Raw genomic sequence first — 25092 nt, 5'->3', positions numbered from 1 at the left:
TACTGATTTTTATGAAAAAACTACTTTACTTTTTCTTCATTCTATGTTACTCTTTAACCTCAAATGCTCAAGAAGCAGAGTATAAAGTGTATACAGTTGGTTTTTATAACCTCGAGAACTTATTTGATACTCTTCATACAGAAGACAAAAACGACTATGAATTTCTTCCTAATGGTAAAAACAAATGGACTGGTAAGCGTTACTTAGAAAAACAGGAACGTATGTCTAAGATCATTGCCAAGCTTGGTTCAGATATTTCAAAAGATGTTCCTACTATTGTTGGCGTATCAGAAATAGAAACAAAAGGAGTAGTAGAAGATTTGGTGAATCAACCTGCCCTATCGAAATATAATTATGGTGTTGCACAAATTGAAGGCCCAGATAAAAGAGGTGTTGATGTTGCCTTAATCTATAGAAAGGATATTTTTCATGTTACAAAAGTTTCAGCAAGAGATTTAAGGATAAAAGAAACGTATGCTGGTGATAACTGGGAATTCAAATCAAGAAACCAACTTATCGTCGAAGGTCAATTAGGTGGAGAAGCTTTAGCTGTTATTGTAAACCACTGGCCTTCAAGAAGAGCAGAATCTAGATATAGAGAAGAAGCGGGGAAACTTAATCGACAAATTATCGATTCTTTAAGAACTGCTCATCCTAACATGAATTGTATAACCATGGGTGACTTAAATGATGACCCTACAAATAAAAGCGTATACAAATCGTTAGGAGCAATTGGAGACGCTAAAAAACTTAATGAAAAGAACTTTTTATACAACCCATATTACAAGATGTATAAGAATGGATTGGGGTCTCTAGCCTATAGAGATAGATGGAATCTTTTTGATCAAATTATCATCACAAAAGAATTAAAAGAGGATAAAGATGGCTTATTTTTTTACAAAGCTAGCATCTGTAATTATGATGAATTAAAGAACTCATCAGGCAAATACAAAGGATACCCTTTTAGAACATATGCAGGAGGAAATTATGCTGGAGGTTACTCAGATCACTTTCCTGTTGTTATATATCTTTTAAAGAAAGTAGATACAACTAAATAATAGCAACCTTTTCAATTTCGTTTTTATAATGAAAAGATTATTTACAATTTTAATTACCCTTATACATCTCTCAGTATTTGGGCAGGAAGCTGACATCCAAGGTAAAGTTATTATCACAGGAACTGAAGCTCCAATGATTGCTGTACAAGTTATAGTAAACGGGAATACATACCTTACAAATGAGGACGGTGTGTTTAAAGTACCGAGTGTAGGGTTACCTGAAAATGCAATGGTTCATATTTCATTGGATGATTTTAATCCGGTAGACCTTCCCCTATCCAACGGAATGATTATTAAGATGATTCCTGAGTTAGATGAAGCAAGTACTATTGCACTTTCATTAACAGACTTAGATGCCGGTGATGGTGATACTCAGTCAACTCCAGGCTTACTTTTCTCATCAGGAGATGCCTATAGCTCAATAGCTGGATATGCTTGGGGACCATATTGGTTTAGACAAAGAGGTTATCAATCTAATTACTTAAATGTATTTATTGATGGTGTGAATATGGCCAATCCTGAAAGAGGTTATGCTTCTTGGTCTTTATGGGGAGGTTTAAATGATGTGACTCGAAATAAAGAAACAACATACAATTTGTCACCTGTTGATTTCTCTTTTTCTAATATCGGTGGATCAACTAATATTCTTACTGATCCAGCACAGCAACGACCAGGTTTTAAGGGTAGTTATTCATTCAGTAATTCAAGTTATCAAAATAGAGTAATGCTAACTTATTCAACAGGATTGTTAGATAATGGTTGGGCATTTACAGTTTCAGGTTCAAGAAGATGGGCACAAGAAGGATATGTAGAAGGAACTACTTATGATGCTTGGGCGGGTTTCTTTGCGGTTGAAAAGCAATTCAGCAAAAAACATAAACTTGTATTTACTTCTTTTGTTGCTCCTTCTACTAGAGGTCAACAAGGAGCAACAGTTCAGGAAGTTTATGATTTAAAAGGGACTAACTTTTACAACCCTTATTGGGGTTATCAGGAAGGTGAGAAAAGAAATTCAAGAGAAAAAACAACGATCTCACCATCGTTTATCCTAAAGGACGATTGGAAAATCAATGATAAATTAAGATTAAATACTAGTGTTGGATATACTTTAGGTAAAGGAAAGAAAACAGCAATGAACTGGTATGATGCTCCTGACCCTAGACCTGATTATTACCGTAATTTACCTTCTTATCAATATGATCAAGGTAATGATGTTGCTGGTGATATGCTTACTGAGCTTTGGAAATCAGATGAGTTTGGTCAAGTAGATTGGGAGTTTATGTATGATATGAACCGTAGTAACTTCCAAACTGTACCAACAGACTGGTTAGATCCTGACAGTGAAACGGTTTCAGGAAATAGATCTCACTATATTATCGAAGAACGTCACTTAGATTCTCATAAGTTAGACATCAATCCTACGCTTACTTGGGACATTAACCCTACTTGGAAAGTACACACAGGTTTACAATATCAACTGTACCAAAGTAATAACTACAATACCATTGGAGATTTACTTGGTGGTGATTACTGGGTAGATATTGATAATTTTGCTGATAGAGATTTTATCGATCCAGTGGCTGCAGTTAATGACCTCAATGATGACAATATTGTAAAAGGAGAAGGTGATAGAATTGGTCATGATTATGATGCCAATATCCAAACTGCAAATTGGTGGGGTCAAGTAAAAAAATCATTCGCTAAAGGTTCGGTATACTTGGGAGGTAATTTTACAAATACTTCGATGTACCGTTTTGGTAACCGATTAAAAGGATTATTCCCAGAAGATTCTTATGGTAAATCCGATGTGTTAAGTTTCTTAGACTATGGTGTAAAAGCAGGTGGTGAATATTTTATCAACGGTAGAAATGTTATTACTGCCAATGCTGCCTTCTTTACTAAAGCTCCTTATTTCCAAGATAGTTTCACATCATTAAGAACTAGAAATGAAACAGTTGAAGATCTAGTGTCTTCAAAAGTGACTTCATATGATTTAAACTATTACTACAGAGGTCAACGCTTAAAGTTTAGAGCATCTGCTTTCTATACGCAAATTGCTGACTTAACAGATGTAATTTCATATTATGATGATGCATATCAAAACTTTGTCAACTATGTATTAACGGGTGTTGGTCAAGAAAATGTAGGTGTTGAGGTTGGTTTACAATACAATATCACAGAAGCTTTAAGACTTAAAGGAGCCTATACAAAGGCAACATATACTTATAATGCAAACCCATATGCTACAACTACTGTAGACAACAGTTCTGAGAAATTAAGTGATAATGAAACAGTCTTCTATAATGGTAGACATGTAGGAGGATCTCCTGAAGAAGCAGGTTCACTTGGTTTAGAATATTGGTCTAAAAAATATTGGTTTATTGGTGTTCAAGTCAATTATTTAGGTGACCGTTTCGTTACATTAAACCCTGCTAGATATACAGATAGAGCCATCAACGAACCGGGTATTGAATATGGTTCTGATGAGTACTACGCAATTTTACACCAAGAGAAAATGAAAAATACTTTTACAGTGGATGTTTCCGCGGGTAAAAGTTGGAAGATTAAAGATTACTTATTCAGAGTAAACCTTAATGTCAATAATATTCTCAACAATAGTGATATACAAACTACTGGATTCCAACAATACAGATTCGATTTTGTAGATGGTAATCCTAATAAGTTTGCTAACAAATATTTCTACGCACAAGGCATCAGAGCTTTTGTTAATCTGAGCCTAAGTTTCTAATAAAAATAAATCAATTCTAATTTTTTCTGTTCACTAAATCTGTAATGATGAAAAAGAACAATTTACTACAATTCTTTCGAAGCTTATTGGTAAGCTTTTTAGTAGCATCTTTATTCATTGGATGTGCTAAAGATGAAAAAGAACTAGACGGCCCAGGTCAACCCGAAGATGAAACAGGCACTGTCGACATTGAAATTTCTCATTCTATTGAAGAAGTTATCGATTTATACGACGAGTCTGACATGATGGAAATTATTGATGATGTCGTTTTTAAAGGAACAGTCATTTCATCAGACTCTGCGGGTAATGTATACAAGTACATTACTTTACAAGGAGAAAACGGATACGGTATTCAAGTGAAATTGAATAAATCTGGCTTATATGCTGATTATGCTCTAGGGCAAACTGTATTTGTTAAAGGTAAAGGATTATACTTAGGTAACTATGGTGGTACTTTACAAATTGGTGGTGTTTACGAAGGCAGCCTTGGTAACATCGAAGAAGATGTAATAGATGAGTATATCGTTGCTGGTGAGCAAGGAACAGTTCCTACAGCTACAGTATTGGACATCGATAATCTACCGGAGGATATTGAAAAATTATACAATACTTGGGTTTCTGTTGCAAATGTTCAGTTCGATAACTCTGAAATGGGAAATACTTATGCTGAAGATGAGTTTAGTGCTTACAACAGAACATTAACAACTGCAGAAGGCAATACAATTATCGTTCGTACATCTCAATATGCAGATTTTGCAAATGAGGAATTACCAGAACAAAGTGGTACAATCAGTGCAATTTTAACGGTATATAATGGTACGCTTCAACTGACTTTAAATACATCTGATGATGTGGTTTTTGAAAGTGATCGTTTTGAGGAAGTTCCTGATGCTGGTGATCTTGAAACAACGCATTCAATTCAAGAAGTATTAGATATGTATGATGGTTCTGATTTGATGGAAATGACAGCAGATGTTGTTTTCAAAGGAACAGTGATTTCATCAGATTCAACAGGTAATGTATACAAATACATTACAATTCAAGATAACGGTTACGGTATCCAAATCAAGTTAAATAAAACAAGCTTATATACTGATTACGCTTTAGGACAAACAGTATTTATCAAAGCAAAAGGCTTGTATATGGGTAACTATGGAGGTTCTATTCAAATGGGGGGAATCTACGAAGAGAAATTTGGTAACATTGAGGAAAGCGAGATCAATAACCACTTATTTGCTGGTGTTGAAGGAAATGTTCCTAGTGCAGTAGCTTTAGATCTGTCAGCTTTACCTGATAACATCGAAGATTTATCAAATACTTGGGTAACCTTAAGCAATGTTCAGTTTGCAGATTCTGAACTAGGTAAAAAATATGCTGACGATGAATTCAGTGCATACAACAGAACTTTAGTAGATGCAAATGGTAATACAATTGTAGTTCGTACTTCTAAATATTCTGATTTTGCTGGTGAAACTTTACCAGAGAAAAACGGTACTATTCAAGCTATTCTTACCATTTTCAATGGTACTCCTCAGTTAACATTAAATGCTCCAGATGATATTGATTTCACAAATGAGCGTTTCACTACTACCCCTCCAATAGATGCAGAAGGTACAGGTATCTTAACGGATGCTTATAATATTGCTGCTGCGGTACAAAATGTTGATGCAACAGGTGTTTGGGTTAAAGGATACATCATTGGTTCAGTTAATGGTAGTTCTTTAGCTAGTAACTTTGAAGCAGGAGCAACTGATAATTCGTCTTACTCTAATATTGTTATCGCTGCATCAGCAGATGAAGCGGATGCAACGAAGGGTATGCCAATTCAATTATTATCAGGTTCATTTATCAGATCGAGCTTAAACTTGAAAGATAATCCTGAAATGGCCGGAAAAGAAGTATGGGTTAAAGGTGATATCTTAACATATTTCGGAGTTCCTGGTATCAAGAGTGCATCAGACTTCTCATTCGATGGAGCTACTGTTGAAGAAGAAGAAGTATTACCTCCTTCAGGTACAATTGGTGCTGGAGATGATATTTTAGGTAGCAGTCTAACAAGTACATCTATCGACTTTATGACATATAATGTACTACAAAACGAAGAAATTTGGGCAGCAGCAAACGGTGAGGCTTCTATCAATGGCTATAATAATGGCGAGGTAGAATCATGGATGATTTCTAAATCAACTGTAGATTTCTCATCATTCACAAAACCAGGTTTATTAGTTACTGAGAACTTAAACTACTTCAAAGGTTTTGAAAAAGTACAAGTAATGGTTTCTTCTGATTATGCAGGAAGTGGTGATCCATCACAAGCTTCTTGGACAGTATTATCTACAGAAACTGATAGAGCACAGTTCGGTGAATCTTTATCGCAATTTGTGGTAACAAGTGGTTCTTATTATATCGCTTTCAAATATTTAGCTTCTTCTAATACGGATGCCTCATCTTGGACTATCAAAACTGTTGTAGCAGGTGAAATTGAGGAAGAAGATGATGAGACTCCTGTCGATCCAGCACCAGCTCCTGGTGAGAACTTAATCTTAAATGGTGGTTTCGAAAATTGGACAGATGATAAACCTGATAGCTGGACAAAAGCTGAAAATGTTTCTCAGGAATCAACAGTTGTAAACGAAGGGTCATCAGCTGTTAAACATACAGCAGGTGGTACTAAAGATATATCTCAGACTATTTCTATTCAAGCAGGTAAAACTTATATCGTAAGCTTCGACTACAATGTTGAGTCTGGTGACGGTACTGACGGTAGATTATGGTCATTCTTTAAAAACGCTGCTAACTCATCAATTGGTGATATCAAGGATCCAAACGACTATTTAGAAAATAGTGCTGGTAATGGTTCTTGGAATACATACACTGCTGAGTATACTGCTCCAGCAGATGCAGTTTCTATCTACTTTGAGATTAGAACTTATGGTAGTGCAGTGGTTGTTTACGACAACGTATCTATTAAAGAAAAGGTTGTTGAATAAGACCTTAACACTCCTCCCCACAAAAGCTCGCAACTTTTGTGGGGAACTAATTAGAGTTCAATATCAAGCGTAAAAACGATAAAGACTCTTAACCGCTTATAATTTAATACTTTGATAAATGAAACAGGTTTTTACAAATAGACTAATTGTTTTCCTTTTGGGATTGTTTCTAGTAAGCTGTGTAGATACAGAATATAACGACCCCGAAGCGGCTACGAATGCAGCTCTTCCTGATGATACAGCAACAATGACTATTGCTGATTTAAAGAGTTTGCACACTACAGCTGGTCATGGTGATAATGATACCACTGCAATTCCTGAAAACACTACAATTGTAGGGCAAGTTATTTCTTCAGACGAAGAAGGAAATGTATATAAAGAGCTCTACATCCAAGATACAACGGGTGGTATTTTGATCAGAATCGACAGCTCTCCCCTATACACCCAATTTAAATTAGGTCAAGAAGTAGCTGTTATTTGCGACGAGCTAGTCTTAGGTTCTTATGGAAGTAATATCCAATTAGGTGTACCTAGTTTATATGAAGGTTCGCCTGCAGCAGGAAGAATTCCTAGCCCGATTATGAAACGTTATTTCTTTACGGGTGCTGAAGAAGAATTGGTAACCTATACCGCAACAGTTAATGAAATTCAAGAAGACTTAGACTACTATGTAGGTAGAAGAGTGATGATTGAAAATATTACTGTAGCGAATAGTGATAAGGGTAAAACTTTCGCAGATGCTGAAAATGAGTCAACACAAAATAGATATTTAAACGATGGTTCTACTGATAACGATATTATTTTAAGAACTAGCGGGTATTCTGATTTTGCTGGTGATACACTACCAGAAGGTACAGGTACTTTATACGGTTTAGTTTCTCGATTTAGAGATGATGCTCAAATTTATATCAATACTCCTTCTGCAGATTTAGTAGATTTCACATTATCAAGTGGTAATGACGAGGATGATGAAGACGAAGACAATGATGACGATGAAGAAGAACCTACTCCTTCTGAGACTGTTCGTCAAATAAAAGAAGCATTCGAGGGAACAAAATATGATGATATTGCTATCGAAGGTTGGAATAATATCGTAGAAGAGGGAACACAAGGCTGGTTCTATAATGAATACCAAAGCAATGGTTACGCAAATATGACTGTTTACAAACAGGAAGAAAAAAGAAAAGTTTGGTTAATCTCTCCTATTCTTGATGTAAATAATGCAGAATTTAAAGTAATATCATTTGATACAAGACAAGAATTTGCAACGGGTGCTACGCTAAAAGTGATGGTCTCTAGTGATTTTAATGGATCTGCTGCACCTTCACAAGCTACTTGGACTGAAATCAACGCAACATTATCTAATGACGGTTCTAGTGGGTATGGTACTTGGACACATAGTGGAAATATTGATTTGACTTCTTATGGAAATGTTGTTGTAGCATTCTTATATGAAGGTGAAGAAAATGTAAATGATGGTGGTTATTCTATTGATAACTTTAAATTCAACGCTGAAGAGATTATCTCGGTAGACCCTAGTAGTTATTATGCATTAGCTGATGGATTATCAGGTTACAACTTAAAATCTACCTTACATAATATCATTTCAGAAAATTATGTCAATTTAGGTTATAGTGCACTTTGGGATGCTTATACTACCACAGATGATAAATATGGTGAAGGTAAGATCGTATGGGATATGTATACTGATATTCCTAATCCATCAAACCCAAGTGTTCCTGATGGTGACCAACCTGGCGAGCATGAGTTTACTCAAATCACTGACAAAGATTCTGGTTCTGGAGGTACTGAGGAAGGACAATATTATAACAGAGAGCACTCTATGCCTCAAAGTTGGTTCAATTCTGATGAACCAATGAAAAGTGATATCTTCCATGTTATTCCTGCTGATAAAAAAGTAAACAATACAAGAAGTAACAACCCTTATGGAGAAGTAACTTCAGGGGGAACTGAAACAGTAAACGGTTCTATCTTGGGTTACAATGCAGATGGACAAAAAGTATTTGAACCGATCGATGAATACAAAGGAGATATTGCACGAATCTATTTCTACATGGCTACGCGTTATGAGGATGAAATAAGTTCTTGGGATCAAAATTCTTCAGAGGCAGACTATGTATTTAATGGCACTACAGGACAAGTTTTTGAAAGTGGTTATTTACAAATGCTTTTAGAATGGCATGAGGCTGACCCTGTTTCACAAAAGGAAATTGATAGAAATGAGGCTATTTTCTTATTACAAGGAAATAGAAATCCTTATGTTGATCATCCAGAATTTATCGATTCTATTTGGAAATAGTGAATTGATCTATATTAAATTAAAAAGCGACCATTTCATAATTACATATGGAATGGTCGCTTTTTAATTTACGAAATGATTATGGCATTATACCTTAGCAACAATCAGGAGGACAACATCCTGAGATATCTGAAGGGTTAATATCCTTTTTATCTAGAGGTGTTGAAGATGTTGTACAGCAATTTTCATCTTTACAATCTTCTTCATTACAATTACAGTCGCAATCACATTCTCCATCTTTGCAAGTACAAGTACATTCGCTACCGTCTTTACATTTACAAGTGCATGTACATGAACCATCTTCATTACATTTGCATTCGCAAGTACAGTTTTCACACTCACATTTACCGTCTTTGCAAATACATGTACATATTGTACCATCCTCACAAGTACAAGTACAAACACAGTTACCTTGCTCGTCTCTTTCACATTTGCAAGTACAGTTTTTATTATCGCAACAGTTTTTTATTTCTTTTTCCATGATTCAATAAGGTTTAATTTGATTGTCTTTTCACCTATGGAGACGGAGGTTTTCAAAAAGGACTCAAAAAAAAATTAATTATTACAACCATTTTTACAGTTATAGCTGATATTACCCTGGATATCTTCTACTGCATCACAACAAGTCTCAAAAGAATGTTTTAATTGCTCTCTCCCCCTTTGAACTCTTGTTTTTACAGTTGAATATGTAAGATCATTCATTATGGCATATTCCTTTTGTGAAACATTACCATAAGTGACATTATATAGAACATCCTTATATTTCTCGGGTAATTCTAGTATAAATGGTTTTACACACTCTGTGCAAGCTTTAATATTCTCTTCAACATCATCAACTTCTTCAGGAAGCTCCAAATGTTCTAATAAAGAGTCTGTAGAAAGCTTTTTCTTTCTATAAAAATCAATGATTGAATTTCTTGTAATCTGATAAATCCAGCTATGTAGTTTACTATCATCAGAGAGTGATTTTCTCTTCTGATGAATCTTAATAAAAACATCTTGTAAAATATCTTCTGCTAACATTTTATCACTTACCTTATAAGTGATAAAGTTTAAAAGCTCAGCCTTAAATTGATTCCAAATTATTGTTGTCTCCATAGATTAAAATAAGTATTCACCTCATAGACGTAACAAAGATAAAAAGACTCAGAATGAGATCATTTATCTATCAATAAACATTCTATAGTATTGATATTCAATAACAAAAAAAGTAGACATCATAGATATCTACTTTTAAGAGTACTTTAAAAATACAATATTATCAAATTACATTACCTAATCATTCTTATTATTACCTTCTAATTGTTGGTTCAACCAATGTTGAATCATTGTCATAAACTCTTCCGATTGATCTTGATAAGAGAAATGACCACAATTCTTAAAAATTTTGATCTCGCTCTGATTAATTCTGTTTTGAAGTTTAATTCCATTATCCTTTGGTAGAATCTCATCATTTTCACCCCAAAATATTAATGTTGGAACACTGACCTTTTCCAATAATGGATCTAAAGTAGTTAAGCTTTCAGGATACTTCTTAAACCACTCTATTGGATTAGAAAGCCTTCCTTTATAAGATTTTATATAGTCAGATAGCTCAAATGAATTGGGTGTATAGTTGACATATCCTAAACGATTACCAACTTCAACAAAGGCACCCGCATCAACGAAGTTTCCAATTAGAAATTGCCAAAATTTTGAGAAACCAAGCTTTTCAATAATAGATCCATTATTTGACGGATTAATAGCTGGCCCGTCTCCTATTATCAAAGAGGATACATTCTTTTTATGTTGAGCGGTATAGTAGATAGCTGTTGGCATTCCGACATCAGGAGCGACAATATGTGGTTTTTTAATATTGAAATGTTCAATAAAATGATGTAGAAATTGCCCTTGTGCTTCGAAGGTCATAAACTCTAAACCACCTTCACTTCTACCAAACCCAGGAAGATCGTAAGCATAGACATTATAGTCTTTTATCAAATCGTTCCAAATTGGTGCATAAGCTATAATACTTTGGGGTAATGGGGAGAGTAATAGGATAGTTTCTTTTCCAGGGTTACTATAGTGAGCATACCTAATTTTAATAGTATTAATAACAGTATATTCTGTCTTAATATCTGATGGGTTATTTAATGTGGGATTTTCTGAATATTTATTTAATGCTCTTTGTTTCTTAAGTCCTTTGTACTCTTTCGTACAAAACATAAGAAATGAAGCGTAAAATTTATCTAAAATATTGATGCTATTTATAGTCTCATTAAGGTAGGATGATAAGGCATTCATAGTTCTAAAATTTATAGTTCAAATTCTGAAAACAGATCTTTTGTTTTTGATCTTTTACAAAGGTAGATGGGTATCCCTTCGATATAGTTGAACAAAAATGCCTAAAAGTTGAATCAATGATTTTTTAGTAAATTGAAAATTTGGGCAAAAAAAAACTCATTAAAAAATGAGATTAGAGATCTAATAAAAATAGATTAAAGAGAGAGCGGATTTGAGTATTCACATCTCTAAGTTTCGCAGCAAGTTAGAGACTGTTCGCATTTCGTATATAAAAGTACAAAAATGCGAACATATCTTCTAAATAAATGTAAAAGATTATTTATCTTTTTTTATAAATATCATGTTTTCAGTGAATTATTTTTTATCGAGCAATATCCACTTTTAATCTAATTTTCTTCACTCTCTCCTTGTTGACTTTGTTACAAAGTTCAGAAGCTATTTTTCTATCCACCGCCGCAAATGAAATAAAGTCTTTTACTTCTATTAATCCCAACTGATCTTTCTCTAATTTTCCTTTCTTCATCAGCAGGCCAACAATATCAATTTTATTTATCTTATTCTTCTTTCCACCAGATAAATATAATGTCACCCACTTCGGTAATTGTGGTTCTTTTAGTCCTGAAGGTACTTTTAATTCATTGGGATTATCTTCAATATATTCAGGTAAGTTATCCTCATCGGATAAAACCAAATATGCATCACCGTCTTTTTCCATCCTTGCAGTTCTGCCATTTCTATGGATAAATGCATCTTCTTTTGGAGGTAATTGATAATGAACCACATGTTTGATGGTTGGAATATCAAGACCCCTAGCTGCTAAATCTGTAGTGATAAAAACATTGGCAGAGCCGTTTCTAAATTTCACTAACGCTCTTTCTCTTTCTTCTTGATCCAGACCGCCATGGAAAGCTTCATGTGCCACACCTTTTTCTTTCAGCAATTCACTAATACGATTCACTGCCTCTCTATGGTTACAGAAAATAAGCATCGGTTCTGCTTTTAAGAAATAGATGAGCTTTAATAGTTCGTAAAGTTTATCTTTTCCGGGAGCTTTAACTACATGTAATGATAGTCTTTTAGGTACTTGTCCTTCCAGATAGTCAATTACTTCAGGGTTCTTAATTTTAGTAAACTCTGGTAATTCATCACTCTTTGTTGCAGAAGTGAGAATTTTAAAATCTATACTTCTCAGTTCCTCAATGATAAATGACATATCATTATGGAAACCAAACTCTAATGCTTTATCAAATTCATCCAGCACTAGGTTTTCTACATAAGAATAATCAAAGTTATTCTGATCGATATGATCTGCTAATCTACCTGGTGTTCCAACTAATATATGTGGAGGATTAGACAAATTGTTTTTTTCTACTTTAACGGAATGTCCTCCATAGCAACAATTTACTTTCAATCCTGTACCCAAACTTTTACAAACCTGTTCAATTTGTAAAGAAAGTTCCCTTGATGGAGCAACAATAATACATTGAACACCTTCTGTATTAGGATCAATTCTAGTGACTATAGGTAAGAGAAATGCAATTGTTTTTCCAGACCCTGTTGGAGCAAGAACAACGATTTCGTTACTTTTCTGAGCAGCTGATAATGTATCTTTCTGCATTGCATTAAAGTCTTCAAACCCTAAGTGCTTTTTAATATGTTCGATGTTTGGCTTTTTGATCATGTATTAAAATTTTGATCGAAAGTAGAAGTGAAATGCATAAAAACACATCTTATTCTGTGATTATACGTTAACCTGAATGAACAAACGTAAACAAAATAATCTTTTAAGATTGTTTAAAGTATAATTAAGTGTGTTTCAACTTCAAAAATAACAAAAAAGATTCTATGAATATGCGTACTGATTCAGATCTGTGGTTTTTAGATCAATGTTCCAATAAACAACTAGAGTTCTTATATAATATTCTAACATTAGAAATAGATGGAAGCTACAGAAAGAGAGAAAGGCTGAGCAATTCATTAGAATCAGAAATCTACGGTACAGATTATTATAAGTACAGTGACCGTATTGCGTTGGAATTACAATACCAATCAAATGATGTTATTGGGGACCTGTTAAGACAAAACCTAAGAGACTATAGAGATATTCTTGTCGATATTATGATTGTACAGAATATTGAAATAATGGGTTTTGAAACAGCAGAACAATTAGAAGAAGAGTTAATTCTTACATTAAACGATAGAGCTTTAGGAATACAAGATGCAGGGATTTATTCTATGCCTTTTGATGTATTATTAGCTGAAGCAATGAATGAAGAAGTAATGACATCTCCTATTTATAGAGCCATAGTTCCAGCAGTAATATATATTAGTATTTTACGGTTAGAACAGACCAATAATCAGAATAATACTGATGTAGTAAAAGTGAATAAATAAAAGATATTACAATAAATAATTTGAGCTTATTGAAAAATAAGCTCTTTTTTTATGCTTGATTTTCTGAAGATTATAAAATTAATATTGAATAAATGATTCAAAAAATTTGCTAAAATAATCTTGGAATCCCTATATTAGATATGGGTAAAGAATCAATGATATGGAAACATATCATAAAAAACATACTCCCCTTACATTACTTTAATGTAAGGGGTTTTATTTTAATAAAGGTTTTCTTGGACTACTTTATTTATTTATAGTAGTCTTATTTTGCCCTTATTATGGTAATCTATATAGTTTTCTGGTCATTTGAATACAAAAGTGTTTGAATTGCTCTAGCAGGAATCTCTACTTGAGTTTCTTGGCCGTCTACATATACTGCATATGAGATAGGTTCATCAGTACTATTCATAACAACAGATACCATTCTTCCATCTGTGTTTAGGAAAGTAGTAGCTTCAAGAACACTTCTACTTACAGCAGTACTAATTCTTCTTGCTCCTGGTCTAATATATTTTGAGAAGTGACCGATATAATAATATGATGGTGTAAATATCAATTCATTTTTATCAGTATCTGCATGGATTGGTGAGAAACAGAAGTTACCTACATGGTTTGGTCCGCCATTTTGGTCTAATAAAATATTCCAATCTGTCCAACCTACAGTACCTTTATTAAAATCATTGATCATCGATTTACCATAGCGTTCTGCATTAGGCCAATACTGATATTTAGAAGCATCAAATCCTTCATTACATCCTTCAGTAAATAATAATTGCTTATCAGGAAAGTTTTCTTTGACAATGCCTAAATTATCGAACATAGGTTCCCCACCTGCCCAAGTTTCGTACCAGTGAAAACCAATACCCCAAGCATATTTTGCAGCTTCAGGATCTCCGAAAATTGTATTTGCTCTGTTGACAATTAGGTCTCTATTATGATCCCATACAACAATCTTTTTATCTGCAAACCCAGCTTTTTCAAATGCAGGTCCTAAATGATTTTTTAAGAAATCACGCTCCTGTTCTGCACTGTAGATACAAGACTCCCAAGTCTGAACAGCCATTGGTTCATTTTGAATCGTTACGCCCCAAACATCTATACCTTCTTTTTCATATTCTTGTATAAATTTGATATAATAGTTCGCCCAAGAATCAAAATATTCAGGGAGTAAAGATCCTCCTTGTAACATATCTTTTTTCCCTTTCATAAAGGCCGGAGGTGACCATGGAGAGGCATAAAAAGTAAGGTTCTCATCAGCTTTTTTAATGGCACTCTTAATCATTGGCAATCGATACTTTCTGTCATGCTCAATGTCGAAAGTTTTTAATTCTTTGTCACCTTCTTCTACATATGTATGACTTCCAGAACTAAAATCACAACTATGAATTGAAGTTCTAATTATCGTATAATCGATGCCGTCCTCTCCATAATATGCATTCAATAATTCCTCTTGCTTTTCTTTAGAAAGCTTCGCAAATACTTCCGCAGAGGCATCAGTTATTGCACCACCAATTCCCAAAAACTCTTGATACTGCTTTTCCGGATTGATAAAGATGGAGACTTCGTTTTCTTTAGCTTGATCAGCTTTTTTAAATTCACTTTGTCCAGTATTAGACATTTTTAGCTCTGTATCTTTTGCAGTAGTAAATACAGAAACTTTACTAGGTGTAGAAGAACTTAAGTCGGTTATTTCTTTTTCCTTTGGAAGTTGATTTTCTTTAGCACATCCGATAAGTAATACAGCGGCTAAAGCTGTTGTTAAAATCCTTTTCATACTTTATTCCTTGTCAAAATTGTAAATACTTTCTTGCCATAGGTAGTAATAGTTATTGAACTATCTGATGACAAGACAAAACAACAAGGAATTTAAAGCGAAGTAAAGCTTGAGTAGTATTTTAGTAGTGAATTAGTTAAATTAATATATTGATATACAGTGTTATATATAATTTTCAACACATGAAATTAGTAGTGATTTTTATATTTAAAATAACTACTAAAATCTAATTTTCTAGTCTTCACTATTGCCAATTTCCATCACTTGTTCCTCAAAAAGATCTCTATCTCCTCTAGCTTTATTTCTGAGCTTAACTCTATAATTATATATCGTTGTAACGGACGTTCCTAATAACTTAGCTATCTTATGTGAATCAGAAATTCCCAATCTGATAAAAGCAAAAACTCTTAATTCAGTATTTAGAAGACTTTTTTGTTTTACAATAACAGGAGCACTTTCATCGATAAGATCATTTATCTGCTCAATAAAATTGGGGTAAATGGACAGAAATGTCTGATCAAAATTCTGATAAAAATCTTTCATTTCGGTTTTACGAACATCTTGATTTTTTAACTCTTCAAGAAATTTAGAATACTTTCTTCCGACTAACATTTTTTGAGCGTGTATATTCTGATGTTCAAGTTTGTCGATATAATCAGAGCATATTTTTAGGAATTCACCGAGGTAGACTTCTTTTATATGTGATGTGTTTTTCAAATCTATACTCAGTTGTCTAAGTTGTGAATTTGCTTTTGAGAGGTTTTCAACAGCATCGCCCAATTCATGATTTGTGGATTCTAATTCTTTTCCTGCGACTCTAGACTTTTTTAATTGTTGAAGACTAAAGAAAACAGCAGCAAGAGCTATGATGATTAAACCACTAATTAAGATCGTATACAATTGCAGTATATTATTTTTTTCTTGCAATTGGGCTTCATACGATTTTGAAATTAATGGCATAACGTTACCCAATTGGATGGCTCTTAATTTCGAACCAAAAAACAATGCATCTTCATTAGCAACATGTATATATTTATAAGCAAGTTCTATCTCATTTTCGTTGTATAATTTTAGTGCTAGAGAAGCTATAGAGGCATTGTCTTTAATATTCCCCTTAATATCAGAAATGGCGGATAGTATTAAGTATTTTTTTTGGTTTAAATCATCATGTTCTAACTCATAGGTGAGCGACCGCATGTAGGCAGCTTTTGAGTAAACCCTCTCTCCTATACTAGTTCTCGATAAACGGAGTGAACTTATTTTTCTAGCATCTAATAGATTTCTTTTATCTAAAGCAAAAGTCTCTTTAATATCTAAATAGCTATCTGAATTCTCAGAGACAAGGTTCAATAAGGTATCACAATAACTAAGGTACTTTTTCAAGTAGACCTCTTTTAGTTCTATGGTTGGAGTGTAAGCAAATAATTGATTGTATAATGTTTTTTGCGTCTCATAATACTGTTTCCATCGATCATCATTAAGTGATTGTCGGTCGATCTTTTGCATAATTGTGGCAGGTTCTTCGTAGCTTCCTGAATTGATAAGTAGGATTGATAGATTAAGATTACTTCTATTTATTAAATCTTGATCATTTAATTCTCTTGCCAATTTTCTTTGAAGGAAAGCATAGTGTATCGCCTCTTTAAATTTATAAAACTCATATGCCAAAAAGAGTTCTTCTGCTAGAAAGTACTTTTCTTTCAATGAATTCTCGTTAAGCGCTAATGCCTCTTTTAAGCTCTTAATTTTTTCTTCCTTTTTCTGATCTAAACTAGGGATCTGCTGAATAATTTCATCCAATTGAAGAAATAGATCCTCTAATTCATCATTAGACCAACATAGTATAGGAATACAGAAAAAAACTAAAGTGATTATATATTTAAATCGATCCATATGTGCTAGGTTAATGCTGCAAGATAACTAATCTTAGTTCATGATATTAATGTTGTAATACATTTCAAAAAATCACTTATATAAACAGCATTTATTCATCAAAGAATAATGATTAAACAAGAAACAATAACAATCTACAAATAGTCTTTTGTATGTTAGATTTTTGAATTTAACTTTATAAAATAATCTATTTAACTATAACTACGCTCCAAACCAATTATGGATGTAGAAATATTATCTCGTATTCAATTCGCCTTTACAGTATCCTTTCATTATATCTATCCCCCATTGAGTATAGGTATCGGTTTGATGCTGGTCATCTCAGAAGGCATGTTCCTAAAAACAGGAATCAAAAATTATGAAATTCTCACTAGATTTTGGACCAAAATATTTGCACTTACTTTTGGTATTGGTGTAGCTACCGGTATCGTTATGGAGTTTGAGTTTGGGACAAACTGGGCCACCTATTCTAGGTATGTAGGTGATATTTTCGGTTCTGCACTTGCTGCCGAAGGTATTTTCGCTTTTGCTTTAGAAAGTAGCTTCCTTGGAATATTACTTTTTGGTTGGAATAAAGTAAAACCTATCACTCACTTTTTCGCCACAGTGGGTGTTTTTCTTGGTTCTATGTTCTCTGCCATTTGGATTGTGGTCGCAAATAGTTGGCAGCAAACACCTGCTGGTTATCATATAGTTGGAGAAGGTATGGAAGCTAGAGCAGAAATCACTGACTTCTGGGCAATGGTATTTAACCCTTCTAGTGTTGAACGTATTCTTCATGTGTGGGTCGGAGCTTTTTTAGCTGGAGCATTCTTATTTATAAGTGTACATGCCTATTACTTAGTAAGAGATAGACACGAAGAGATTTCTAAACTAGGTATAAAAATTGGCCTTGCAGCTGCTACTGTTTTCTCCTTAGTTCAATTATTCTTGGGGCACCTTTCTGCTGACGGAGTTGCAGAAAATCAACCCGCAAAATTAGCCGCATTCGAAGGACATTATCATTCTGAGGACCCCGCTGATTTGTATTTATTTGGTTGGGTAGATCAAGAAAGTAAAGAAGTCTATGGTATTAAAGTGCCAGGAGGGTTGTCTTTCCTGTTGTATCAAAACTTTGATACCCGAGTGAAAGGTCTTGATGCTTTTGATGAAAATGATCAACCGACACAGATAAATGCCATATTTCAATTTTATCATCTGATGGTAGGCATTGGAATGATGCTCATAGGATTGTCCTTAATAGGCTCCTTTTTACTATGGAAGAATCAATTATACAATCATAAATGGCTCTTATGGATTTTTGTTTTTGCAGTGATCTTACCTCAATTAGCGAATCAATTTGGTTGGTTTGCAGCCGAAATGGGGCGTCAACCATGGGTGGTTTATGGTTTATTGAGAACTTCAGATGCCTTATCAAGGTCTGTTAGAGCAGAACAAGTATTGTTTTCATTGATCATGTTTACCTTCATCTATACATTATTGTTTGCCTTATTTATTTACCTATTGAATAAGAAAATCAAACATGGTCCAGATGATAGTGAATTGATCGATCATAGAATACATCAAAAAGACATTAATAACTTCTACTCAAAAGATTAATTATGGAGACATTTTTAGGATTAGATTACCCTACGCTCTGGTATCTTGTAGTAGGGGCATTATTTTCAGGATATGGAATCTTAGATGGTTTCGATTTAGGAGCAGGTGCTATGCACTTATTTATCAATAATGATAAAAGTAGACGAATAGCATTAAATGCTGTTGGTCCAGTCTGGGATGGTAATGAAGTATGGCTTGTGATTGGAGGAGGAACTCTATTTGCTGGTTTCCCTGTTTTCTATGCGACATTATTCTCAGCCATGTACATACCATTTATGTTATTTATTTGGTTTATAATTCTTAGAGCTATTTCAATAGAATTTAGAAGTAAAGAACCTATGAAATGGTGGAGAAGTATGTGGGATGTGTCCTACTCTATTTCAAGTGCAATGATCGCTTTTCTGTTAGGGGTGGTATTAGGTAATGTCTTACAAGGTTTTCCTTTGGATGAGAATTTTGATGCCATTGAACCAAACTTATGGATGTTTTTGAACCCCTATTCTATTATTGTAGGGCTAACTACTTTAGCTATGATGATGATGCATGGAGCAATCTACCTTTCTTTAAAAACAGAAGGTAAATTATTTGATCATGTCGTTCAGATGTTAGAAAAGTGTATGATTGGTTTTATCATCATGTACATTATCATGAGTTTGTATACTTTAATCTTCTTACCTCATTTGGCAGAAAGGTTTAAAGAATATCCTGAGTTATTTATACTACCTGTATTGGCTGTTTTAAGTATTGCCAATATTCCAAGGTTAGCTAAAAAACAGAAATATTTATCGGCTTTTGTATTTTCATCACTCACCTTTAGCCTGTTATTAATAATGGTAGCTATTCAATTATATCCTTCTTTATTAATTGCTACCAATGATCCGGCAAATAGTCTGACTATCTATAATGCTGCTGCTTCAGAAAAAGGTCTAGAATTGATGTTAACTATTGCGGCAATAGGTACGCCTTTAGTATTGACTTACACATTTATTGTATATAGAGTATTCTGGGGTAAAGTGAAACTTGATGAACACTCCTATTAATTTTAGTATAAATAACTGTTTTTTGATAGTTTTGAATTGAAATTTGAAAGGTTTGCTGATAAATACGATTTAATTTTGTGATATAAATTATTAGTGATCAGCAAATATGAAACACCCCTTTAAAAAACTATTCTTTCTGGGGGTATTATTCTGTTTTACCTTAGTACTTTTTTCTTACTTGGTAAAACAAAATATCAACCAAAAGAAGCAGATTAAAATAGTTAGTCTTACCGAAAAAGTTGAACGAATAAAGTTATCAGGATCGATAGAAACAGAAGAACCTACTCTTTATCATATAGAAGTATTAAAGCCAAACAATGATAAGCTGGAATTGCTTACTTGTGGATATTCCAATTTACAAGGAACATTTTCAATTCAACTCGAAAAAGCTCAATTAGATAGTGAAATTCTAGTGCTTGAAGTCCTTTCATCATTAAGTGAAAAGCTTATTTATACTTCGGTAATTAATATAGATGATGTATCAAAATCTGTTTACATCAATAAAGAATCAACTATAAAATCGGAATCTATAATTAATAGATATAAGAGAAATGGTAGTATTCAATACCATAAATAAAAAGGGCAGCTTAAAAACTACCCTTTTTATTTTTATCAGCTAATCAATAACAAAAGCCAATTTATCATTCATATCATATTCCTTTTTTCTCAATAAAGCCTCTAAATAATAATAGTCTGCATAGTTTAATGGCTTATCGATTTTACTATTGAAAATCAATTTATTGGTGTTTTACAAATGACTAAAGAACAATAAACTGACATAAAATAGATACAAAGAGACCTACCCTTATTAAGAGTAGGTCTTTTTATTTAGGTGAATTGATATAACGTTGGATCTTTAATACGCAAGAACATTAAATCGGTCAGGATTTAACTCTGAGTATTTTTTATCTTGTAAAAGTCCTAGATACTTGGGTACAACCATCTGCTCTACCCACTGATCGTATTCCTTTTGCAACTCTTTTTTCTGCTCTTTGGGTAATGTTAAATTGTCTGATTCTGAAATATCTTTAGAAAGGTCATAAAATTCTTGTCTCGTCTTATTTGTCTTTCTGTTGTAAAGACGGATATATTTCATATCACCCATACGTACCGTGTAGGTTTTCTTATCAAAACTTCTCCAACGTAGAGACTGATGCGGATCTCCTTGCTTTTCCTTTGTGATATAAGGGACAATGTTTACCCCATCCAATTGTTTTTTTGGTTTAGCATTCGCATATTCTACTGCAGTTGCCATAATATCCAAAGAAATAACTGGGCGCTCATAAACGGAATTCTTGGCAATCATATTTGGCCATCGCATAGCAAATGGAACACGAATACCACCTTCGAATAAATTACCTTTATGACCTCTTAGAGGAGCATTATCTGCTGTAATCTTTGGAGTCCCTCCGTTGTCTGATAAGAAAATAACGATCGTATTGTCAGCTATTCCTTTTTCATCCAATTTATCTAAAAGTAAACCTACACCATCATCTACAGCAGAAACCATAGCACAATAAGTTTTTCTCTTTTTGTTCTCAATATGAGAAAAACGTTTAAGGTATTTTGGCGTAGCTTGTAAAGGAGCATGTGGAGCATTGTATGCTAAATACATAAAAAATGGCTTATCTGAATTTTCATCTACAAAGCGAACAGCTTCTCTAGATAGTGCATCCGTTAAATATTCTTTCTCATCTACCCTAGTATTATTATGCAACAACTTTGTTTTGTAAGCATCACTATGTTGTTTGATTTCAGAGATATCATTTAAGATCCATTCTTCAGGGAAATATTTATGGCCACCCGTCAGGAAACCATAAAACTCATCAAATCCTCTTTTCAAAGGTCTCAGTTTCTCATGTGCTCCCAAGTGCCATTTACCTAATGCCATACTTTTGTAGCCTTCTCTTCCTAAAACGTCTGCAATAGTTTCTTCGTCGACACTTAACCCTTGATCAATATCATTTGGAGCCCAAAGAGGATTTCTTCCTGAACCAAAGCGGTCTTGGTATCTTCCTGTAATCAACCCTGCTCTTGAAGGACCACAAACTGCATACGATACATATCCATTCGTAAACTTCACCCCTTCATGAGCAATTCTGTCAATATTAGGTGTAGGGATTTCTTTACTACCATTAAAACCAACATCCTTATATCCTAGGTCATCGACTAAGACTACGATTACATTCGGCTTTTTGGGTTTCTTCTTCTCTATGGAAGTATAAGAAAAGAAAGTCATCACTGATAACAGTGAGGCTGCAAGAAGAATATTTTTTTTCATTTCAAGTAATAATTCATTTATGTTTCCACATCATTGTAATACAATATCAATAGAGCTTCTCACATTTTTGATAAAAAAGAAACTTCTAACTAACAATTTCACTATCGCTTATTTTGTGCTATTGAATTGATAAGGTTGTGTTATAAAATGACGATATTTGATTTATATGTAATGACATAAAGAGATTTTTCCTCCGAAGGGTAGTTTTTTTTACACCAACTTTAAATCAGTATTTCTCTAATAAGCTATGCTACTTCCTGATTCTTCAGACAAAAAGGAAAACACATGATGGTTTTGAGGTATACTTTTATTGTAAAAGAGTAGTAAAATCTCTTCATTGCTCAAATATTAAATCAGTTTGATACAACATTAAACCCATTCCATAACTACGGTTCTTAATTTTGATCCATAACTACTTTTAGGAGAGTTTAGAAATGAAATTATTATCTACTACCCTTTTTATTTAAAAGGTAAATTTTTTACAGATGAAAGAGAGATTACTTATTGCATTTTTAGTTGGCTTACTAGCTATGAATGCTTTTGGGCAAGAGAAACCTAATGTATTATTTATTCAGACGGATCAACATGTTTGGTACGGTCTTGAGTTTGTAGATAAAGGTTTTGATACACCCAACCTGAATGCACTGGCAGATAATGGAGCATATTTCAGTAATGCTATCGTGACAACTCCTTCATGTTCTCCTGCAAGAGGAACATTTGTTACTGGAATGTACCCACACAGTAATACGATTATTAATAATTTAATGACTAAACCCAATGCCAAATACAAACAGCATGGTGTGGAGGAAATTGAATACCTTTTAACGGAAAATATTTTATACGATGAAGGGTACTTTACAGGTCATTATGGTAAGTGGCATATCGGTAAGAAAAAGGAATTGAAATGTTACAAAGGTAGTTTGTTAAAAGGTCAATCACATTCTTATGAAGCGAGCAAAAACTACAAGCAAAAATTAGTTGATGGAATGGCAAAGATCAACCCGAAACCATCTGACAAAGAACTTTGGGGATATCCGCTGTATCAAAGTAAAGTATATAAAGAAGCAGCAGAAGCGACAGAAGCAACAAAATGGAAACATAAAGGGATTTTAGCTACTGGAGAAACTTCTATTCCGGTAGAATTACTACCGCATACTTCGATTACAAATGAAGCAATTCGAACGGTAAAAGCTAAAAAAGGAGAACCTTGGATGATCACTGTCAGCTACCATCCTCCACATATTCCATGGGCCATGCCTGAACCTTATTTTAGCATGTATGATAGAGATAAGATGAAGGTAGACATGAGCGAAGTGGACAAAGTACACCCGAACGCAAACAATATGGATGCCCAAAGATTGGGTAAATTGGTAGGCGAAGAAGGTATTAAAGAATATCTGGCTATCTACAGGTCTCAAGTGAAATACATGGATGAAGAAGTAGGCCGTATTATCGCTTCTTTAAAAGAGACAGGTCAATATGACAATACGTTGATTATTTTTACTTCTGACCATGGTGATATTCAAGGTAGATTTGGAGCGATGGGTAAAAGTTTAGATGGCTTCTACGATGAGTTAGTACGCGTTCCATTAATTATTAAGGCACCACAATCGCAAAACAAGAAGATGGTGAAAGATACGCATCAAGTGAGTATTATCGATATTATGCCTACCATTCTTGATTATTGTGGCATTGAAATTCCAAAACAAGTACAAGGTGCATCTCTAAGACCTTTGGTAAATGAAAAGAAGACTTCATGGCGTAAATACAATGTTTGTGAAAGAACTTATCCACATAAAAATGATTATGTCTGTAGAATGATTACAGACGGTCAGTATAAATATGTTTTCTACAGTGAAGGACCAAATGCATTGTATGACCTGAAGAAAGATCCGAAGGAATTAGAAAATGTGATTGATGAGAAAAAATACAAAGCTAAGGTTGAAGAACTAAAAGATGCTTTAGTAGACTGGATGAAGGAATCTAATGATACTTATCTTGCCAAGTACTTTGAGATGTAATTCTCTCTTCCTTAAATAAAAAGATCACCTCAATTGTTCTGTAATAGGATTAGAGCAATTGGGGTGATTTTTTGTATCTATGTTTTTTGAGTACTTAAATGTGAATATAATCCTAAGGTATTATTTAATAACATACAATAATTGATCTTCTGAACTCAGAATCTCCATCAATTTTATATTCAACATGATAAAAAATAAAGTCCTTAAATTTTATTATATCATTTTGTAATAGGATACCATAATCTAATGTCTGTTTTAAATTATCCCACCCTTTTTCACATATATACAACGAAGGTGGTGTATAACTTAATTCTCTAATTAAAGTTTCTTCATCTTTAAAATTAACACCGACTTTTGTAACATATGATTCTAATGGAATGATTAAGAAAGAAGTAAAATCCTTATATTCTTTCTCAAGGTATCCTTTAGTATCGTTTAAGCATTTTAACCCACCTTCAACCCATGATGTTTTATTTGAATATTCTTCATCAATATCATCAATATGAATATCATTAAAGTTTTCCCAATATCCTTTTTCGATAGTTTCATCAATAAAAGAATTAAGAATGTTATTTTTCTGGTGTTTCAAATCCATTGTAATTTTCATGAAATTTCACTCTATTCGTAGTGTTAAACGCAGTGTCACTACGAATTTGTTTATGTCATAAGTTTGTAACTTATTACTAT

General features: G+C 33.5%; 17 protein-coding genes. 9 read left to right on the top strand and 8 right to left on the bottom strand.

The window, feature by feature from the left end; translation table 11 throughout:
• Nucleotides 1-11: 11 nt before the first annotated feature.
• From HGP29_RS25455 to HGP29_RS25440, 4 genes are all read left to right on the top strand, one after another.
• Nucleotides 12-1058, top strand: coding sequence for an endonuclease/exonuclease/phosphatase family protein (locus HGP29_RS25455; RefSeq protein ID WP_168885287.1), 1047 nt, complete (start codon nt 12-14; stop codon nt 1056-1058).
• 28 nt (nt 1059-1086) lie between these two features.
• A complete protein-coding gene (locus HGP29_RS25450) occupies nt 1087-3807 on the top strand; it encodes a TonB-dependent receptor (protein WP_168885286.1) in 2721 nt (906 codons plus the stop codon).
• Between the two features lie 47 nt (nt 3808-3854).
• The gene (locus HGP29_RS25445) at nt 3855-6797 is read left to right on the top strand and encodes a DUF5689 domain-containing protein (protein ID WP_168885285.1); all 2943 of its coding nucleotides are present in this window, start codon (nt 3855-3857) and stop codon (nt 6795-6797) included.
• Nucleotides 6798-6915: 118 nt separating this feature from the next.
• Nucleotides 6916-9117: an endonuclease gene (locus HGP29_RS25440; protein WP_168885284.1), complete on the top strand. Its 2202-nt coding sequence runs from the start codon at nt 6916-6918 to the stop codon at nt 9115-9117.
• 153 nt (nt 9118-9270) lie between these two features.
• Here HGP29_RS25440 and HGP29_RS25435 read toward each other — a convergent pair whose 3' ends face one another.
• The 4 genes from HGP29_RS25435 to HGP29_RS25420 all read right to left on the bottom strand — a co-directional run bounded on the left by HGP29_RS25435 (nt 9271) and on the right by HGP29_RS25420 (nt 13081).
• On the bottom strand, nt 9271-9546 hold the full coding sequence (locus HGP29_RS25435; protein WP_168885283.1) for a hypothetical protein: 276 nt from the start codon (nt 9544-9546) through the stop codon (nt 9271-9273).
• A 126-nt stretch (nt 9547-9672) separates the two neighbouring features.
• On the bottom strand, nt 9673-10215 hold the full coding sequence (locus tag HGP29_RS25430) for a sigma-70 family RNA polymerase sigma factor (RefSeq protein ID WP_168885282.1): 543 nt from the start codon (nt 10213-10215) through the stop codon (nt 9673-9675).
• A 177-nt stretch (nt 10216-10392) separates the two neighbouring features.
• Nucleotides 10393-11322 (bottom strand): alpha/beta fold hydrolase, encoded by a 930-nt coding sequence (locus HGP29_RS25425; protein WP_211093420.1) that lies wholly within the window; start codon nt 11320-11322, stop codon nt 10393-10395.
• A gap of 439 nt (nt 11323-11761) precedes the next feature.
• Nucleotides 11762-13081 carry a DEAD/DEAH box helicase gene (locus tag HGP29_RS25420; RefSeq protein ID WP_168885280.1) on the bottom strand — a complete coding sequence of 440 codons (1320 nt, stop codon included), beginning with the start codon at nt 13079-13081 and terminating at the stop codon, nt 11762-11764.
• 170 nt (nt 13082-13251) lie between these two features.
• On the opposite strand from HGP29_RS25420, the gene HGP29_RS25415 reads away from it, so the two are divergent.
• Complete coding sequence (locus tag HGP29_RS25415) at nt 13252-13794, top strand: DUF3944 domain-containing protein (RefSeq protein WP_168885279.1); 543 nt, start codon at nt 13252-13254, stop codon at nt 13792-13794.
• A 289-nt stretch (nt 13795-14083) separates the two neighbouring features.
• Here HGP29_RS25415 and HGP29_RS25410 read toward each other — a convergent pair whose 3' ends face one another.
• Both HGP29_RS25410 and HGP29_RS25405 read right to left on the bottom strand, forming a co-directional pair.
• Complete coding sequence (locus HGP29_RS25410; protein WP_168885278.1) at nt 14084-15571, bottom strand: glycoside hydrolase family 30 protein; 1488 nt, start codon at nt 15569-15571, stop codon at nt 14084-14086.
• 234 nt (nt 15572-15805) lie between these two features.
• The gene (locus HGP29_RS25405; protein WP_168885277.1) at nt 15806-17464 is read right to left on the bottom strand and encodes a DUF6377 domain-containing protein; all 1659 of its coding nucleotides are present in this window, start codon (nt 17462-17464) and stop codon (nt 15806-15808) included.
• Nucleotides 17465-17683: 219 nt separating this feature from the next.
• Between HGP29_RS25405 and HGP29_RS25400 the strand changes: the two genes are divergently transcribed.
• The 3 genes from HGP29_RS25400 to HGP29_RS25390 all read left to right on the top strand — a co-directional run bounded on the left by HGP29_RS25400 (nt 17684) and on the right by HGP29_RS25390 (nt 20680).
• The gene (locus HGP29_RS25400; RefSeq protein WP_168885276.1) at nt 17684-19063 is read left to right on the top strand and encodes a cytochrome ubiquinol oxidase subunit I; all 1380 of its coding nucleotides are present in this window, start codon (nt 17684-17686) and stop codon (nt 19061-19063) included.
• A gap of 2 nt (nt 19064-19065) precedes the next feature.
• Nucleotides 19066-20103, top strand: a complete 1038-nt coding sequence (gene cydB / locus HGP29_RS25395; RefSeq protein ID WP_168885275.1) for a cytochrome d ubiquinol oxidase subunit II — start codon at nt 19066-19068, stop codon at nt 20101-20103.
• A 106-nt stretch (nt 20104-20209) separates the two neighbouring features.
• Nucleotides 20210-20680, top strand: coding sequence for a hypothetical protein (locus tag HGP29_RS25390; protein WP_168885274.1), 471 nt, complete (start codon nt 20210-20212; stop codon nt 20678-20680).
• Nucleotides 20681-20959: 279 nt separating this feature from the next.
• Here the strand turns inward: HGP29_RS25390 and HGP29_RS25385 are convergent, their stop codons facing one another.
• Nucleotides 20960-22384, bottom strand: coding sequence for a sulfatase-like hydrolase/transferase (locus HGP29_RS25385; RefSeq protein ID WP_168885273.1), 1425 nt, complete (start codon nt 22382-22384; stop codon nt 20960-20962).
• 485 nt (nt 22385-22869) lie between these two features.
• Between HGP29_RS25385 and HGP29_RS25380 the strand changes: the two genes are divergently transcribed.
• Nucleotides 22870-24405: a sulfatase-like hydrolase/transferase gene (locus HGP29_RS25380; RefSeq protein WP_168885272.1), complete on the top strand. Its 1536-nt coding sequence runs from the start codon at nt 22870-22872 to the stop codon at nt 24403-24405.
• 124 nt (nt 24406-24529) lie between these two features.
• Here the strand turns inward: HGP29_RS25380 and HGP29_RS25375 are convergent, their stop codons facing one another.
• Nucleotides 24530-25000 (bottom strand): hypothetical protein, encoded by a 471-nt coding sequence (locus HGP29_RS25375; RefSeq protein WP_168885271.1) that lies wholly within the window; start codon nt 24998-25000, stop codon nt 24530-24532.
• Between the last annotated feature and the right edge of the window lie 92 nt (nt 25001-25092).

It is taken from the genome of Flammeovirga agarivorans, assembly GCF_012641475.1.
Taxonomy (GTDB): domain Bacteria; phylum Bacteroidota; class Bacteroidia; order Cytophagales; family Flammeovirgaceae; genus Flammeovirga; species Flammeovirga agarivorans.
Note: the sequence above shows the minus strand (reverse complement) of the source record. Positions and strands in the feature narration are given on the sequence as shown.

Excerpts from the sequence above, each read along its gene's own strand:
- HGP29_RS25455 (WP_168885287.1), top strand. The coding sequence starts at position 12 with ATGAAAAAACTACTTTACTTTTTCTTCATTCTATGTTACTCTTTAACC.
- HGP29_RS25450 (WP_168885286.1), top strand. The coding sequence starts at position 1,087 with ATGAAAAGATTATTTACAATTTTAATTACCCTTATACATCTCTCAGTA.
- HGP29_RS25445 (WP_168885285.1), top strand. The coding sequence starts at position 3,855 with ATGAAAAAGAACAATTTACTACAATTCTTTCGAAGCTTATTGGTAAGC.
- HGP29_RS25440 (WP_168885284.1), top strand. The coding sequence starts at position 6,916 with ATGAAACAGGTTTTTACAAATAGACTAATTGTTTTCCTTTTGGGATTG.
- HGP29_RS25430 (WP_168885282.1), bottom strand. The coding sequence starts at position 10,215 with ATGGAGACAACAATAATTTGGAATCAATTTAAGGCTGAGCTTTTAAAC.
- HGP29_RS25425 (WP_211093420.1), bottom strand. The coding sequence starts at position 11,322 with ATGTTTTGTACGAAAGAGTACAAAGGACTTAAGAAACAAAGAGCATTA.
- HGP29_RS25420 (WP_168885280.1), bottom strand. The coding sequence starts at position 13,081 with ATGATCAAAAAGCCAAACATCGAACATATTAAAAAGCACTTAGGGTTT.
- HGP29_RS25415 (WP_168885279.1), top strand. The coding sequence starts at position 13,252 with ATGCGTACTGATTCAGATCTGTGGTTTTTAGATCAATGTTCCAATAAA.
- HGP29_RS25410 (WP_168885278.1), bottom strand. The coding sequence starts at position 15,571 with ATGAAAAGGATTTTAACAACAGCTTTAGCCGCTGTATTACTTATCGGA.
- HGP29_RS25405 (WP_168885277.1), bottom strand. The coding sequence starts at position 17,464 with ATGGATCGATTTAAATATATAATCACTTTAGTTTTTTTCTGTATTCCT.
- HGP29_RS25400 (WP_168885276.1), top strand. The coding sequence starts at position 17,684 with ATGGATGTAGAAATATTATCTCGTATTCAATTCGCCTTTACAGTATCC.
- cydB (WP_168885275.1), top strand. The coding sequence starts at position 19,066 with ATGGAGACATTTTTAGGATTAGATTACCCTACGCTCTGGTATCTTGTA.
- HGP29_RS25390 (WP_168885274.1), top strand. The coding sequence starts at position 20,210 with ATGAAACACCCCTTTAAAAAACTATTCTTTCTGGGGGTATTATTCTGT.
- HGP29_RS25385 (WP_168885273.1), bottom strand. The coding sequence starts at position 22,384 with ATGAAAAAAAATATTCTTCTTGCAGCCTCACTGTTATCAGTGATGACT.
- HGP29_RS25380 (WP_168885272.1), top strand. The coding sequence starts at position 22,870 with ATGAAAGAGAGATTACTTATTGCATTTTTAGTTGGCTTACTAGCTATG.
- HGP29_RS25375 (WP_168885271.1), bottom strand. The coding sequence starts at position 25,000 with ATGGATTTGAAACACCAGAAAAATAACATTCTTAATTCTTTTATTGAT.